This is a genomic window from Pyxidicoccus caerfyrddinensis (assembly GCF_010894405.1).
Taxonomy (GTDB): Bacteria; Myxococcota; Myxococcia; order Myxococcales; family Myxococcaceae; genus Myxococcus; species Myxococcus caerfyrddinensis.
This window is the reverse complement of record NZ_JAAIYA010000035.1, coordinates 1-15,749: the sequence shown is the minus strand read 5'-3', so window position 1 is coordinate 15,749 and position 15,749 is coordinate 1. Positions and strand designations below refer to the sequence as shown.

Genomic DNA, 15,749 nt, shown 5'->3' with positions numbered 1-15,749 from the left:
CACATGAACAGCTCTCTCAAGTCGCTCCTCTCCGGCCTCGTCCTCCTGGCCTCGCCCGCGGCCCTCGCTGGCAGCGCCACCACCATTCCCGCGTTCGACGCGAAGATTGCCACCGCTCGTGGCGCCTCCAGTCCGGGCGGCACCACCGTCACCCGCGTGGAGATGCAGGGCGCGGTGGACCTGCTCATCAATGACGACAACCAGGTCGACGCCGCCGAGCGCGCGCACCTGGGCGCGAAGCTGGGCAGCACCACCTTCCTCACCGGCGTCAACGCTTCGGCGAAGAAGTACCTCAGCGACACGTACGAGCTGAACGACACCGCCACCGTCGCCGCGCCGCTGGGCAGCTACCCCGTGGCAGGGACGCCCGCCGAGCTGTACGGCGCCACCGGCAGCCTCGCCTACGCCTCCGTCATCCGCGAGGGCTACATCCCCAACGGCCAGGGCGTGGCCAATCAGGTGACGCTGGTGGAGACCTTCAACGCCAACGCCGGCGGCTACAAGGCGGTGAGCTACTTCACGCCCATCACCACGCAGGAGCTCGTCGCGACGCTCAGCTACCCGTACTACTCCACCCAGGCCACCGTGGACGAGGTGGAGGGCGCGCTGGCGTACATCTACCAGATCTACCGGAACAGCAGCCGGCTCTACATCGCCGGGTGGTCCGGCAGCTACCACAGCGGCTACATGCAGGGCTACGTCGTGGCGGCGGTGAGCAGCGACCGGCGCTTCGTCCGGTTCGTGGAAGTGCTCACCTACGGCGAGTAGCCGGGTGACATCGCCGGCCGGAAGGCACTTCCTCACGCCTTCCGGCCGGAGTCTCTTCAAGGGCTCAGGCCCGCGACAGCCGGCGCCACGTCACGCCGCCGACGACGAGCGCCGCAACAGCGGGAAGCCCCCATGGAAGGGACCTCCGCAAGCGGTGCTCCCAGACGTCCACCCGGTCAGCGAGCAGCAGCATCATCCAGTGTCGCGCCCAATGGTCGGGGTAGCCGTAGGCGGCCTTGCGCATCACGCCGCTCAGGCCCTTGGGAGGCTGCGCGGTGCCGTACACCGGCGGCATCTGCTTGCGCCCCGCGTGCTTGTACACGGGCACCGCGGAGTGCTGCGGGGTAATGGGCACACGCGCGCCGGCCAGCGGCTGCACGGCCGTCTCCATGGGGACGCCGGGGCGGCTGGACGGCTCCAGGTCCGCGGCGGCGCCGGGAATGGGTCTCTCGGGCATGGCTCGCCTCCTCCTCTTCGTTGTCGTCGTCATGCGTGTCCGTGGGGCGCGAGGACGCACTTGATGCACCCGTCGCGCTTCTGCGCGAACAGGTGGTAGGCCTCCGGCGCCTGCTCCAGCGAGAAGCGGTGGGAGATGATGGCCTTCGCATCCACGCGGCCGCTGCGGATGTGCTCCAGCAGGTGCGGCATGTAGCGGCGCACGTTGCACTGGTTCATCCGCAGCGTGAGGCCCTTGTTCATCGCGGTGCCAATGGGGATGAAGTTCCACGGCGGGCCGTACACGCCGACGATGGAGACGTTGCCGCCCTTGCGCACGGCGTTGATGCACCAGGTGAGCACCGTGGGCGCGCCCGCCTCCATCTTCAGTCCCAGGCCCAGCACGCGGTGCGTCCTCGAGCCCTCCGCCTCCATGCCTACCGCGTCGATGCAGACGTCCGGGCCTCGGCCCTCGAACATGTCCTTGAGGTAGAGGACGATGTCGTCCACCTCCTTGAAGTTCACCGTCTCCACCTTCGCGAAGTGCGCGGCGAAGGCCAGGCGCTCCGGCACGTGGTCCACCGCAATCACGCGGCCCGCGCCCATCAGCCACGCGGACTTCATGGCGAACAGGCCCACCGGGCCGGCGCCGAACACCACCACCGTCTCGCCGCCCTTGATTTCGCCCATCTCCGCGCCCTGGTAGCCGGTGGGGAAGATGTCGCTGAGGAACAGCACGGACTCGTCGTCCATGTCGTCCGGAATCTTCATGGGCCCCACGTCCGCGAAGGGCACGCGCACGTACTCGGCCTGCCCGCCGTCGAAGCCGCCCGTCGTGTGCGAGTAGCCGAACACGCCGCTGGCCACGTCGCTGGCCGGGTTGCTGTTCTCGCAGTTCCCGGTGAGGCCGCGCTGGCAGTAGAAGCAGGTGCCACAGGAGATGTTGAAGGGCACCACCACCCGGTCGCCCTTCTTGAGCTGCGACACCTCGCGGCCCGTCTCCACCACCTCGCCGGTGAATTCGTGGCCGAAGGTGCAGCCCACCCGCGTGTCCGGGACGAGCCCGTGCAACAGGTGCAGGTCCGAGCCACAGATGGCCGCGCGAGTCACCTTCAGGATGACGTCCTGCGGGTGCTCCAAGCGGGGGTCCGGCTTGTTCTCCACTTTGACCCGGTAGGGTCCCTGGTAGGTCAGTGCGCGCATCGAGCGGTGCTCCTCCGTCCTGTACGGGTGAGGATGCGCACCGCAGGCGGCAAGGCGCGGAGCATCCGCAGCCGCCGCCTGGCCGCCTGGCAGGCCGCGTTGCGCGTCAGCCCTTGAAGGACTCCGGCGGCAGCTCCGTCGCGCGCCACAGGTACCAGCTCGCCACCGTGCGCCACGGGCGCCAGCGCTCACCGTGCGCCAGCAGCTCCTTGGGGCGGGGCATCTCCGGCAGGCCGTACGCGAGCATGAAGCCCTTGCGCACGCCATAGTCGTCCACGGGCAGCACGTCCGGCCGGCCGAGCCGGAAGATGAGCAGCATCTCCACCGTCCACTGGCCGATGCCGCGCACCTGGGTGAAGTGCTCGATGAGCGCCGCGTCGTCCATGCGCTTCACCCGCGCCAGCGGCGGCACCGTGCCGTCCAGCGACTTGCGGGCCAGGTCTCGCATCGCGGCCAGCTTGTTGGCGGACAGCCCTGCAGCGCGCAGCTCCTCGTCGGGCACGTCCATCAGCGCCTGGGGCGTGAAGCGCCGGCCCTGGCCCACGCGCTCACCCACCCGCGCGAAGATGGAGGCGGCCGCGCGGCCGTGGAGCTGCTGGTAGACGATGGAGCGCGCCAGCGCGACGAAGGGGCTGTGCAGCGGGCTGAGCTCCATGCGGAAGGGGCCCACCCGCTTCATCAGCGAGCCCAGCACGGGGTCCGCCCGCACCAGGGCGCGGCGGACCGCGGGCGTGTAGTCATCAGGAAGGCGCGGGGCGGGAGCGGGACGCGGCATGAAGAAGCATGCTGCCGCGCCAGCCGCCCCGTGCAACCCGTTTCCTGCTGGCGGCGGACTAAATCTGCGCGGCCTGGTCCGTCTCGGAGGGCACCTGCTCGCGGGGCTCGCCCTCCATCAGCTCCTCGAACTCCTGTTGCATCTGCAGGCCCAGGTCCTCCAGCTGCTCCTTGGAGAGGAGCTTGCGGACCTTCTTGAAGAGGTCGGTCTCCTCCTCCTCCACGTGGTGTTCAATCTGCTCCTGGAGCACCTGCATCTTCGCGTCGAACTCCTCGTCGGAGGGCTCCATCTCCAGCAGGTCCGCGATGATGCGCTTGACGGAGAGGTGCTCCTCGACGGCCTCGCGCAGCAGGTCCTCGGTGTCCTCGGCCTTGGCCGCCGGATAGAAGTACTGCTCCTCGATGGCGGCGTGCGCGCCGAGCCGGTCGGCGATGGCTTCGAACAACTCCTGCCGCTTCTCGTCGGCGTGGTCGGCCAGCTTCTCGTACTTCTTGAAGAGCTTCTTCACTTCATCGTGCTGCTGCTTCAGAAGGTCGAGTGCGTTCATGGTCTCCAGCTCCAGGTGCAAGTTGTTGAAGGCTGCATGGGGGCCCGTATCGGCTGCGAGTTGGGGAGCGCTCCTCGCCGTTCGTTTCCTCGGCCCAAGGTAGGAATGAGCCGCGTGTGCGATAACCCCGCGCATCGGCCTCGAATGCCTGCCTGCCTGCATGCCCAGCTTCAGGGCCTTTGAGGTGTGCACGAACGGACAGTGGCTACCTTCGGATGTTGGCAAGTCACGTCGGCCGGGAAGCGTTTGTGGGGTGACGCGCGCCCCCGCGCTACAAGAGGGACGTGGGGCAGAGCCCACCTCGCACCGCGAGCCCAGGAGTCACACGGATGCCCGTGGAACGAACGCCCGGAAGCACCAGCCTCGTCGACGTCCTGGACCGGATGCTGGACCGGGGTCTGCGCTGGGATGCGAACGCCCGCGCGGCGTCGGGCCGGGCCGAAGCATCCTGGAGCGCCACGCGCATCGTGGTGACATTCATGGATGTCCGCATCGACGACACCCCCGCCCGGGGAGTGGCTCCCCGGGTCCCTTCCCCTGGAGCCTGACGCGTTGCCCTCGCCCGTTCCGCTGCCCACCTCCCACGTGCCCGACGCCGAGGCGCGCCTCGCCCTGGCGGAGTCGCTGCTCGCGTGCGACGCGGCCCGGCCCTGCGCGGAGGCCGTGGTGGAGTGGCTCGTGCGCCACACCCAGGCAGGCGTGGCCGCATGCCTGGTGCGCGAGGAGACCGGGGACCGGCTGATGTGCCTCGCGGCGCGGGGACTCTCCGAGGCGCAGTGCGACGCGCTGGAGTGGGAGCCCGACGGAGGCGGCCACCCGCTGGCGGAGGTGCTCGCCCACGCGGCCCCGCGCTACTTCCCGGCCGCGCGCGCGCCCCTGCCGGCGCTGGGGAATTGCTTCGCGGTGCCGCTCGGCCGCGCCGGAGTCCCCGCGGTGGGGCTGCTGCTGATTCCGGCGAGCGGGACCGCGCTGCCGCCCGAGGTGGCCTGGGTGGCCGCGCACATGGGGCCCACGCTGACGCGCCTGCTGCCCGCCGGACGGCGCCTGGACGCGGGTGACGGGCTGCTCCGCCGCATCATCGACGCGGTGGCGGACCCGGTGCTGCTGACCGATTTGGATGGGCGGCCGCGCATCGCCAACGCGCGCGCGGAGGCGCTGCTGGTGGCCGGCACCGACGCGAGCGAGGGACGCCGCCGCGCGGTGGAGCTCAACCGGCGGGTGTTCTCCACCGCGCTGGCCAGCGGCGCCAGCGGCGGGGCCTCCGGCACGCGCCGGCGCGAGGTGCCGCTGGTGGACCCGGCGGAGGGCATGGACCTGCTCTTCGAGCTCATCAGCACGCCCGTGCACGCGCCCGACGGCCATGAAGTCATGGTGAGCGTGCTGCGCAACGTGACGGACCTGGGCCGCGCCACGCAGGCGCTGGGCGAGAGCTACCGCCGCCTGCGGGCCACCGAGCGCGAGGCGCGCAGCGAGCGCCACCGGTTGGACCGGGTGCTGGACTCGGTGGCGGACCCCATCATCCTGTCGGACCCGTCCGGCGGCACGGTGATGCTGAACGGCCCGGCGGAGAAGCTCTTCGCCCTGCCCCTGGACGGGGGCAAGGCCGCGCAGCGCCGCGTGCGCTCCAACGTCGCGACCTTCTCCTCGTTCCTCGCCAACCTGGTGGATGGCGGCGCGGCCCCGCGCTGGCGCGGTCAGCTCAGCCTGGCGGACCCGGCCACCGGCGCCACCATTCCCGTGGAGGCGGTGGCGAGCAAGGTGCTCGGGGACCACGGCGAGCTGACGGGCATCGTCACGCTGTTCCATGACCGCACCGAGGCGCTGGAGAAGGCGCGCCTGCTGGAGCGGGTGAAGGAAGTGTCCAGCCAGCTGGAGGCGCGGGTGCAGGTGGCCACCGCGGAGCTGGCCGAGCAGAACGAGAAGCTGCGCCGGCAGGCGATTCAGCTGGAGCAGGCGAGCGCGGCCAAGTCGCAGTTCCTGGCCAACATGTCGCACGAGTTCCGCACGCCGCTCAACGCCATCCTCGGCTACACCAACATGCTGCTGCAGGGCGTGTCGGGAGAGCTGTCACCGCCGCAGAAGCGCAACCTCACGCGCATCGACTCGAACGGGCGCCACCTGCTGGAGGTCATCAACGAGATTCTCGACATCACCCGCATCGAGGCGGGGCGGATGCCGCTGCACCTGTCGGACTTCGGGATTCCGGAGCTGCTCCAGGAAGTCGTGGCGGAGCTGGACCCCATCATCGCCCGCAGCAAGCTGGCGGTGAGCACGGAGCTGGGCGCGCGCCTGCCTCCGGTCCACAGTGACAGGCAGAAGGTGAAGCAGATCGTCCTCAACCTCCTGTCCAACGCGCTGAAGTTCACCCATGAGGGCTCGGTGACGGTGCTGGCCGAGTACGTCACGGCGACGTCGACGCTCGCCATCTCCGTGCAGGACACGGGGATTGGCATCGACCCGGCGTACCAGGAAAAGATCTTCGAGGACTTCCAGCAGGTAGACAGTTCGCCAACGCGGGCCTATGGAGGCACGGGCCTGGGGCTGTCCATCTGCCGTCGACTGGCCACCATGCTCGGAGGGCGCGTCACCCTCCAGAGCGTCCCGGGCCAGGGCTCGACGTTCACCCTGCACTTTCCACGACGCGCGAGGCGCGCATGACCAATCCCTCTCCGACAACGAAGCCGCTCGTGCTGGTCGTCGACGACTACCAGGACGCGAGGGAGATGTACGCCGAGTACCTGGAGTTCTCAGGCTTCCGCGTGGCCGAGGCGAAGAACGGGCAGGAGGCGTTGGACAAGGCCTTCGAGCTGCGGCCGGACATCATCCTGATGGACCTGTCGCTGCCCATCATCGACGGATGGGAGGCGACGCGGCGGCTGAAGAACGATGACCGCACGCGCACCATCCCCGTGGTGGCCCTCACCGGCCATGCGATGACGGGCCAGTCGGACGAGGCGAAGGGCGCGGGCTGCGACTCCTTCGTCACCAAGCCGTGCCTGCCGGATGCGCTGGTGGACGAGGTCCGCCGGGTGCTGGCCACGCGTGGAGGCGCCCGACCAGGGTGAGACGCGCGATGCCCCGGACGTCACGGACGCGAAAAGGCTCCAGCCCCAAGGCACCCGGTGCCTCGGGTGGGGCGAAGACTTCCGCGCCAGCGCCGAAGAAGGCCCGGGCGGCGAAGCGCCCCGCTCGGGTGAAGACCGAGGCGGAGCCCGCGACGGTCATCGTGACGACCTCCTCGGAGGGCGCGCCGCTTCCTCCGGAAGCCTGGGCGGAGGGTGGCACCCCGGAGCCCGTGGGCCCGCGCGCGGCCACGCGGCCCGAGGTGAACGTAGGCCCGAGCCGCACGGCCCCGGTGGAGCTGGAGGACGGCCCGCGCTACCTCTACGGCGTGGTGCGCGCGGTGGGCGACCTGAACTTCGGGCTCATCGGCCTGGGCGCGCCGCCGGCCGACGTGCACGCGGTGCGCGAGGGGGACCTGGCGGCGCTGGTGTCCATCTCCCCGGCGCTGGTGGTGGACCCCACGCGGGCGCACCTGCTCATGCACCAGCGCGTCACCGAGGCCGTGCTGCGCGAGCACACGCTGCTGCCGGTGGCCTTCGGCACGGTGCTGCGCTCGGAGGCGCAGGTGCGGGCGCTGCTGCGCACCGCGCACGACGCGCTGTCCGACACGCTCACCGCGATGGAGGACAAGGTCGAGCTGGGGCTCAAGGTCATCTACCACCGTGAGCACCTGGCGCGGCGGCTGGAGCTGGAAGACGCCACGCTGGGCCGCCGCGAGGACGAACCCGAGGCCGAGCACGAGCAGCGCATCAGCGCCGCCATCGAGGACCGCGTCGGACGCGACATGGCCGCGCTGCTGGAGGGCCTGCGGCCGCTGTCCTTCGCGTCGCGCAACCTGGCCCCGGTGGGAGACCGGATGCTCCTCAACGCCGCCTTCCTGGTGGGGCGCGACTGGGTGGAGTCCTTCGAGTCCCGGGTGAAGTCGCTGGCGGCGCGCTGGGACACCTACGCGTTCCGCTTCACCGGGCCCTGGGCGCCCTACTGCTTCGTGGACCTGTGCCTGGGGCTGGAGCCGGAGCCCGACGCGGCGGCCTGAAGCGGGCCGCCGCAGGTTTACGCCTGCCCCTGGCCACACTACTGCGGTGAAAAGTACGAACTGCCTCTCGCGACCATCATCGTGTCGTGCGGCTCGAGGACACATGCACACACTGCGAGTGCCTCCTGAAAGCGCCGTCCCACGCGTCACGGTCACAGGGGCACACACGCACTAGACTCCACTTGGCATCAGTCTTTCCATTGCTCCACCTAGACTGGACAGCCAATAGAGTTCTTCAAGACCACAAGCTAACATCGCTACCGTGCCCCCTACCGCCCCGTTTCTTCAAGTTGAGATGTTTCCAGCCTCATATGGAGACGCTTTCTTAGTCCGTTGCGTTTCCGCCGACCAGACCACCAACATCCTTATCGACTCAGGAACAACAGAAACCTATCGCCAACACATCAGATCACGCCTGTTGGACCTAAAAAATTCGGGACAACATCTATCAACACTGATTGTCACACACGTCGACTCCGATCACATTGAAGGAGCGATAGCTCTTCTTGCTGAGAACGGTGCCGCCCACGCACCACAAATCATTCAAATTGACGACGTCTGGCATAACAGCTATCGCCACCTACCGTTGACCGGCCGTCCGCCCACAGTAGAAGAGACAAATCGAGTCATTTCCCAACTCAGCGTGACAACCCGAAGCGCAGATGGGAACATTAGCGCACGGCACGGAAGCACGTTGGCTGCTCTACTTCGGAGACATGGGTACTCTTGGAACAGGCTGTTCGGTGGTTCGGCAATCCTCGCGCCTGAATCAGGAATCCTGCGAGTAAGCCTCGGTCCAGACATCCACGCTACCATTCTCTCACCGCTTCAAAGCCATCTTCAATCCTTAGCGCGGCACTGGCGTCGCGAACTCTTGATGCTGGGTGTGTCGCATGAGGCGGTAGACTCTGCAGACTTTGAATCTGCCTTTGAAGCTGCTCTTCTCAAAGAAATAGATGACGATGCAGATGAGCCGACAAGCATCTCTTCGTCCAGTCTACGGACACCTCCGGATCCTGCGTCATTCCGCGAAGACCGCTCGATCACAAATGGGAGTTCAATCGCGCTCCTGCTCGAATTCGCTGGACTTCGCGCACTATTTCTCGGCGATGCATTTCCCTCAACCATCGCCGATCAATTGCAGTTGCTCCATCCGAGCCCCGCAGCGCCAATCTTCGACCTAGTTAAAATATCTCACCATGGCAGCAAGAGGAGTACCTCTCCAACTCTCCTCACAAGACTCCAGTCGAAAACGTTCCTCATCTCAACCGACGGGAAAAAGCACAATCATCCCGACATGGAGACATTGTTATGGATTGCTGCAAGCCAACCTAAAGGATCGTCTCTTGTATTCAACCATGAGACGCCCGAATCGAAGGCTATCCAAGATCCAGAAATAAAAAAACGATATGGACAAATCGTTCATGTCGCAAGCGGAACCGAGCCAGTCGTTTTGACTTTTCAAGGTAAGCTATGAATCCCACCGGAGAGCGTCTCGAACACTGTGTTGCCCTACTCACATGCGGCACAGAACAGGCCTCCGCATTTTTCATTAGAACAGATCTGGCAATAGCCACACGACACTCCGTCACGTCGCATATTATTGACCCGTCAGTCGGAATTACGCTTCGGTTCGGCGACAGCTTCGGGCCTATTCACGCCACGCTCGCCGAAATACAGCCCCCTATCACTGAAGACATTATTCTGCTTCAGTTGTCTCAACCAGTTGCCACAGACTACGTTTTGCCCCTCAGGGCGGCCCACCTTCCGCGTGGGTTGCATTGGGAGAGCTTCGGATTCCCAGGTTCGAGGGCGCAGAATGGTGCACGAATTCAAGGAGCGATCTCTCGCTCCATTGTCGATGGCGACGCTACTTGGGATGTAGAAGTTAGCTGTGACGACTTCAAGGCATTCAGCACTTACAAAGGATTTTCTGGCGCGCCTGTCGTCAACGGCAATTACGTTCAAGCCATCATGCTTCGCCAGCTGGACGGAGCACTTGGCGCAGTTTCACTTCTCCGACTAAGACCATATCTCGATGCTGCGGGAGTCGAATACGAGTCCCTCCGCAACCTTGACCGCGTCCCAAGAGCCCTTCTCAATGAAATCAAGGAAACGCAACCCAATAGCAGAACGTTCCAGTTTCTCGAGGACGCAGTTCACGCCAATCAACGTGGATATATATTTTTATCTGGAAATCCAGGCTCAGGAAAAACACTGATTGCTGCAGGATTCCAGCCATCCGACAAACGTGCTCTGGTTGTTGGGCGCTACTTCGTCAGCACGAGCGATCACAGCACAGCTCTTCCTCCGGAACACTATCGGCAGGCGATCACCTTTGCGAATTGGCTTGCCCAGGAAGCAGCACTTGTCTCTGGGAACTCTGCCGCAGTTCGGCCTGAACATTCCCTGCAGCAATGCATCGAAACAATCGCGCACAACTTCGAAAGTCTTGCAGCATACTGCCGCAACCGCAATCGAATTGGCATCCTCATAATCGACGCTTCAGAACCAGGAACCGCGGCCACTACGGCAACATCGTTCCTTCGAGCACTGCCGTCCACTCCTCGGGAAGGACTCGCAGTCGTCCTTACGGCATCGAGCCTCAACTCATTCCGAGCGCTATTCCCCGACCTCCACCTTGCCGCTGAAGTTCCTGTATTACCGCTCACTTTTTACGATTGCGAAGCGCTCATTAGTCGTCGCCTTGGTCACCGAATTTCTCATTCGCACACCGTAAGGATAGCTGAAGCCTCGGATGGAAATCCTCTCGTCTTGTCGTATCTCATCGGGGAAGTGAAATCAGCTCTCGATTCGGGGAATTCCGCGCCAGACATTTGGACGGCTACAGGATACAACGTAACTCAGTACTACGAGCATCTCTGGCCTCGAATCGGAACGAACGACGTGGCAATCTGGCTCTTATCCTCAATTGCACGTCTTCGCGGCGCGGTAGCCTCTTCTGAACTAGTATTGATGCTACCCGAGCATGTGCGCCCAGGCTTTGCAAATGCCTTCTCCGCGGTGCAGCATTTGCTAAGACAGGGCGACGATGGACTGCGTATCTACCATGCATCCTTTCGCGATTTCATTCTCCGCCAGACAAAGACACTCGACGCTTCAATACATGGCCATTTTGCCCAATACTGCCTAAGCTCGGAAGACTCGATCTACGCATGCGCAAATCTCATATTTCATCACCTAAACGCGTCACAAGGACTTCGCAGGAGTGCAACTGCGCTCAGCACGCAAGAGTGGCTTGACCGAGCTGCTTCGTTTTGCGTGGCGCCAGCTTTTCTTCTTGCCGACATTGAAGCCCTACTCGATCTAAATCTTCAGGAAGGCTCCTTTATTGATGTCGTTCGGCTGCTCCTTCTTCGATCTCGGATTCGGTTTCGCTACAACTCAGTGTTTGCGGCATTTTCCGCAGAACTCGGTCTTGTTGCGCTCCACCTCCGCAGCGCGACGTCTGCACTAGGCTTCATCATCAGAGATCAGCAACTTCTGTGCTCAGCCAGTGAAGCAGTCCACTTTATGCGGGAGCTCCTCATCCATGGAGAGAACTCTTCTGCATTGGAGCTTTACAGGGTGTTTCGCAGTTGGTGCTTCGCATCATATGAAGCTGGCACAGCCACTTTTGAGACCTTAGAAGCACACATAGATGCGTGCACGCTAACGGCCCCATTTGACCGTGAAAATGCCTTCAGCGAACTTAAATACCTATACAGAACACTTGAAACAAGCATTAGCAAGAGCGGCGACGACTCAAGTACTGAATTGTTCAAGACCGACATGGGCTCGATTCCTGCATGCCTCTTGTTATGGGACACTGGTTGGTTCTCGAGCTCGTCAACTCAACGCACCAAGAACCCAGCGCGTTATGCAACTGGGCTGGCGTTTATCCTCAGGCGCACTGAGCAACTTCGCCTACAGCATGGTGATCTTAAACCACGCGCCAGCAAGCCTACGGAGCCTGGACTAGGCGTCGAATTCTTCAATACTGCAGACGCAGTCGCGGAGATTGAACGCACCTGTCGCACCCATGGCATTCTTGAAGGAGCCGAGCGAGTCGTCTCTGAGACATTGCTTAGACACGCGCGCGCACCGGACTTGGTTGCTCAACTCGCGCACAAATGGAGGCTTCAGAACCATGAACTATCCATCCGGACAAACAACGGCGTTGATCCTAATCTTTCTGGCTTGGACGAGCTCTATTTCTTGGCATCGGCGTCGGGATTTTCTGGCGACGAAACCTTGCTCAAACGCATCTCCAGAAACACACGACATCCTTGGGAGCAACGGTTCATAAATTCTGTCGAGTGGCTTGGACTAACCAGTGGACGGCGCTTCCGTCAGAAGTTCGACGGAACATCCTCCACAGGCAATCTTTTGAGCGAAATTACGAATAACCTTCTGCCGCTCATCAGATTCTCTCTCTCATCGCGCGCCGACTGGGATGACTCCTATCACTTACCTGAATCAATACTCCCAGAAATCCTTGGTCGAACAGCCGAGTTGATTTCATCTTTCGAGCCCGAGTCGGCCGAGGCTTTTGTCGCCATCCTACCTCTCGCCTCAGAAGACCAACTCGGCGTCTATACGGAAGGCTTCCGTTCTGTACTAGCGAGGGTTGCCAGTGAGTTTGGTCGCTCGCCATCTCTGCGCGAGGCAAGCCTCGATGCGTACCGGCAGACGCTTAATCACGTCAAGAGACATGTATTCAATCGCCTTGAGCGAATCGCGGGCTTGCTGAACTGCGCCTCAGACGCTGCCAAACTCGGCGGCAAAGAAATAGCCGCCGAAGCATTCGACTGCGCGATAAAATCGTCGCTCGGGCCGAACTGGTACAAGGAAGATCAATTCAGCCTTCTGCTAGATGCCATCGAATCCGTGGGCGACGCAGCAGTGACAAAGGACAATTGGGGCAGTGCGGTTGAGTTGCTCGAACACGCATCCGGTGAACTTACGTTCCAGCGATTCGTGCGCTACGAGAAACAACGTCTAGTCGGGCATCTTGCATCTACGGGACTCACCAATGAAGCACTAGCGCTCTACCTACACTATGTTTTGCCAACAGTACGCACACAGAAAGCACGATTGCTACGGTGCTCGACAGATCGTTTTGACAGCTTCTTTGGAAATCGTTTTGGAGTCCTAGAAATCGATGAGCAAGCAGGGGCCCTCCAGTTACTGAAAGGCCTGGTAGGCGCATCGGCGCTCAAGCGTTGGTCCATCGTCGAGCTTTTTCTTCCTGGGGACGAGCGCTATTTCAATGAATTTGCATCGACTACTTGTGAACTGCTGAGTTCCAAAAGCCACAGCCACGAAATTGGGAAACGGCTTCTTCGAGTCTTGCGCGCCGATTTTACACCTAAGAAACGTGCCCTCTTTGCTGACGCGCTTCGGAAGCATGACGCGCACGGGCAAGCGGACAAGGTGCTGAAGGATGCGGAGGCGCTAAGGCTATTCTCGGCATGGACGCCCGACGATGAGACCTTACGAGCGGAGAACCGTGCTGCGGATCTCTCAAATATCGAAGAACCAACCGACTCCGGCAACAATTCGGGTGAAGACTCCTCGGAACTTTACTTGCCTGGGACATTTGGACGCAAAGCGGGCCTCAATGCACTTCACAGAAACGTTGCACATGCAAAGGAACGCGCTGCAAAGCAGGATATGGTGTCCGCGAGGAAAGCCCTCGTGGAAGGATTGGCTTCGGCCCAGTCCGCGGGCTGGGGAATTTGGTATGGGTCTGCCCCTGGACGAGAGGCGCTCTCTTTCCTCTTTCAGAAGACAGGCAACGTTGCGGAGGCTGTGCGTTCGCTGCGTTCCGTCATATTGGAAGAGGAACATGCAGAAGACTGGCTGATGGCTCAAACTTTGATGGTGCTTGGACTTCCGGCACTACCAGACCTGACGCGTCGCACTGTGCTAGAGTTAGTCGTCACACATCTGCGGTATTTGCTGGCGCCGGAGGCGAGTCAGACCGATATCAGCGAAGAAGTCCGTTTGACAAAAATGGAGAGGCAAACAAATCCTCCACCGGATCGTGTGATCGAGGGCCTGCTAGTCGCGCTACTCGACCATCCAAACCAATATTTCCGGTCTCGCGTGGCCGATGTGATAAACTGGCTTGCACAGAGTTCAGATGGGTTTGACACTTCCCACCTAGTATCGCGCATAGCAGGAACCGTAAGTGGGCATGGACGTGAGTTAGCTGTCGGCCTGCTGCACAGCTTGGCTCTTTCGAACCCCGCACGACTCCGGGGTACACTATCAGATAAAACTCTCACGACCATGGAGGCCGATCCGAACTTTCTCGTGCGATACGCGGCAGACGCGATCTCCAAGCTTTTGAAAGACGCACATTCCTCTCCTACGGCGCCTATAGATGTTTCTCCTCCTGATAATACACATCAACAAAAGCCGCCGCGCAATATCGGTCGTGGTTGGAGTTGGCACGGAGACACGGAAAGGATCCTAAGGTTAGTGGGAACAGAGCCAATTCGCGCGCTCGCGTCAGACTGGCTGAGTGAAGTATGCGGCGAAGAGAGTCCAGAGGATTTGGCGAAACTATCGCAGATTAGACACGAAGGGTTCGGCTGTCGCCAGGATTTCTGGTCGACCGCATGGGAGCGAGAGGCTGTTTTTCGATCAGTTGGCAGCGCGCACGACACCAACACGAAGCGGCACTTGATTTCGGAGGCAATGTGGAACCCTCTTTGGCCTGACAGTGATCTCAATGTGAGCTGGCAGCCCATTGGAGACCAACTGCTCTCCCGCCTAGAGAGTGGCGAAGACCTCGACAACTGCTTTCAAGTTGGCGACAAAATATTGCTGCACAGTCTCGAACTCAAGGTCGACGAGCGCAAACGCCGATCGTTTGAATTCGAGACATATGCATTTCTCGCCACGTCAACATTCTTCAACGGCCATATCGACTTCACCAATGTTGTAGAGCCCATGTCCGTTCACGGCTGGCGTGAAGTGCAGGTCTCAAAACGAATCTTGGCATCGATAAACGAGCCCGCTGTTGTGAGATTCACTGCAATGCCGATGATTGGCGGGGATATTACACCCTCTCAGCCGAGCCAATTGCTACTCACCGCGACGGGCTTTTCACGTGAGTCGTTTGAACGAGTCTGCTGGCGTGACGGGCGCCTGTGGGATCCATGGGGAGTTGGGCCAGCTCTAGCACGAGGATGTGCGCTCCTGATGAACAAGGGCGGACGGCTTCACATGTCAGGCTTCGACATGTTTTGGGCAGTGCTCATCAATCGTTCACTGTCATTCATAGTAGATCCGACCAGGAAGACTTCTTACCGATACCAGAGAGGCACCCATGAAGATTGAAACGATGAGATCGCGCCCATTCTCCAGGGCGAGCTTTGAGCGAAATCTGTTCATTTATTCAGAATCAATGAAGCAAGGGAGGATTTTTTTCCACCAGGACATTTCCATGGATGGCCTGCTTAGAGTGCGCATGCTCCCCAATGGCCGGATTGACCTCCTAAGCATTGATGAGATGACTCGCCTAAATGCCAACATGCATGCAGAAATGTCTTTTTCGATGCCACTCATGCAGAAAGACTCCTCGCCAGACGAAGAGAGCCCATAGCTCCAAACAAATTGCGTTACGATTTTCAAATACGAGATCGCTCATTCCACTATTGGGATACAGCATGAGGCGCGCGCGGGCCGCCGCTGCCGCGCTGGCAATCAAGAGCGCTCTACACTTTGACATCTTGACGGCAGACGAGGGCCGACCAGCTCAAGTCCATTCCAGTCCCCAGGCCTAAACGACGGGGCGTGATTCTCGATCGGCCCGGAGGGCAGGCAGGCGCAGGACGAGCGGGGAAGCGGCAGGAACCCGCTCCGTTCGGCCTTGTGTGCGCAAGAACCAGAAGAAGAAGCGAGCCCTG

The 15,749-nt window shown here is 61.9% G+C and carries 12 protein-coding genes; 8 read left to right on the top strand and 4 right to left on the bottom strand.

Features of this window, described 5'->3' with window-relative positions; genetic code table 11:
• Positions 1-3 precede the first annotated feature (3 nt).
• Positions 4-768, top strand: coding sequence for a hypothetical protein (locus tag G4D86_RS46920; RefSeq protein WP_164002045.1), 765 nt, complete (start codon positions 4-6; stop codon positions 766-768).
• Positions 769-832: 64 nt separating this feature from the next.
• Here G4D86_RS46920 and G4D86_RS46915 read toward each other — a convergent pair whose 3' ends face one another.
• From G4D86_RS46915 to G4D86_RS46900, 4 genes are all read right to left on the bottom strand, one after another.
• Complete coding sequence (locus G4D86_RS46915) at positions 833-1,225, bottom strand: hypothetical protein (RefSeq protein ID WP_164002043.1); 393 nt, start codon at positions 1,223-1,225, stop codon at positions 833-835.
• A 29-nt stretch (positions 1,226-1,254) separates the two neighbouring features.
• Positions 1,255-2,406: a zinc-dependent alcohol dehydrogenase gene (locus G4D86_RS46910; protein ID WP_164002041.1), complete on the bottom strand. Its 1,152-nt coding sequence runs from the start codon at positions 2,404-2,406 to the stop codon at positions 1,255-1,257.
• A gap of 106 nt (positions 2,407-2,512) precedes the next feature.
• On the bottom strand, positions 2,513-3,181 hold the full coding sequence (locus tag G4D86_RS46905; protein WP_164002039.1) for a DNA-3-methyladenine glycosylase family protein: 669 nt from the start codon (positions 3,179-3,181) through the stop codon (positions 2,513-2,515).
• 58 nt (positions 3,182-3,239) lie between these two features.
• A complete protein-coding gene (locus G4D86_RS46900) occupies positions 3,240-3,728 on the bottom strand; it encodes a hemerythrin domain-containing protein (protein ID WP_164002037.1) in 489 nt (162 codons plus the stop codon).
• A 329-nt stretch (positions 3,729-4,057) separates the two neighbouring features.
• On the opposite strand from G4D86_RS46900, the gene G4D86_RS46895 reads away from it, so the two are divergent.
• The 7 genes from G4D86_RS46895 (at position 4,058) to avs1c (ending at position 15,445) form a co-directional block, all read left to right on the top strand.
• Positions 4,058-4,276 carry a hypothetical protein gene (locus tag G4D86_RS46895; RefSeq protein ID WP_164002035.1) on the top strand — a complete coding sequence of 73 codons (219 nt, stop codon included), beginning with the start codon at positions 4,058-4,060 and terminating at the stop codon, positions 4,274-4,276.
• Between the two features lie 4 nt (positions 4,277-4,280).
• Positions 4,281-6,386 carry a PAS domain-containing sensor histidine kinase gene (locus G4D86_RS46890; protein ID WP_240360870.1) on the top strand — a complete coding sequence of 702 codons (2,106 nt, stop codon included), beginning with the start codon at positions 4,281-4,283 and terminating at the stop codon, positions 6,384-6,386.
• Complete coding sequence (locus tag G4D86_RS46885) at positions 6,383-6,793, top strand: response regulator (RefSeq protein ID WP_164002033.1); 411 nt, start codon at positions 6,383-6,385, stop codon at positions 6,791-6,793. Before G4D86_RS46890 ends, G4D86_RS46885 begins: the two co-directional genes overlap by 4 nt.
• An 8-nt stretch (positions 6,794-6,801) precedes the next feature.
• On the top strand, positions 6,802-7,827 hold the full coding sequence (locus tag G4D86_RS46880; protein ID WP_164002032.1) for a GvpL/GvpF family gas vesicle protein: 1,026 nt from the start codon (positions 6,802-6,804) through the stop codon (positions 7,825-7,827).
• Positions 7,828-8,122: 295 nt separating this feature from the next.
• Positions 8,123-9,304, top strand: a complete 1,182-nt coding sequence (avs1a, locus tag G4D86_RS46875) for an AVAST type 1 anti-phage system MBL fold metallo-hydrolase Avs1a (RefSeq protein ID WP_164002030.1) — start codon at positions 8,123-8,125, stop codon at positions 9,302-9,304.
• Positions 9,301-15,180: a serine protease family protein gene (locus G4D86_RS46870; protein ID WP_164002027.1), complete on the top strand. Its 5,880-nt coding sequence runs from the start codon at positions 9,301-9,303 to the stop codon at positions 15,178-15,180. The genes avs1a and G4D86_RS46870 overlap by 4 nt, the downstream gene beginning before the upstream one ends.
• On the top strand, positions 15,170-15,445 hold the full coding sequence (avs1c, locus tag G4D86_RS46865) for an AVAST type 1 anti-phage system protein Avs1c (RefSeq protein ID WP_164002025.1): 276 nt from the start codon (positions 15,170-15,172) through the stop codon (positions 15,443-15,445). Before G4D86_RS46870 ends, avs1c begins: the two co-directional genes overlap by 11 nt.
• The last annotated feature ends 304 nt before the right edge of the window (positions 15,446-15,749 follow it).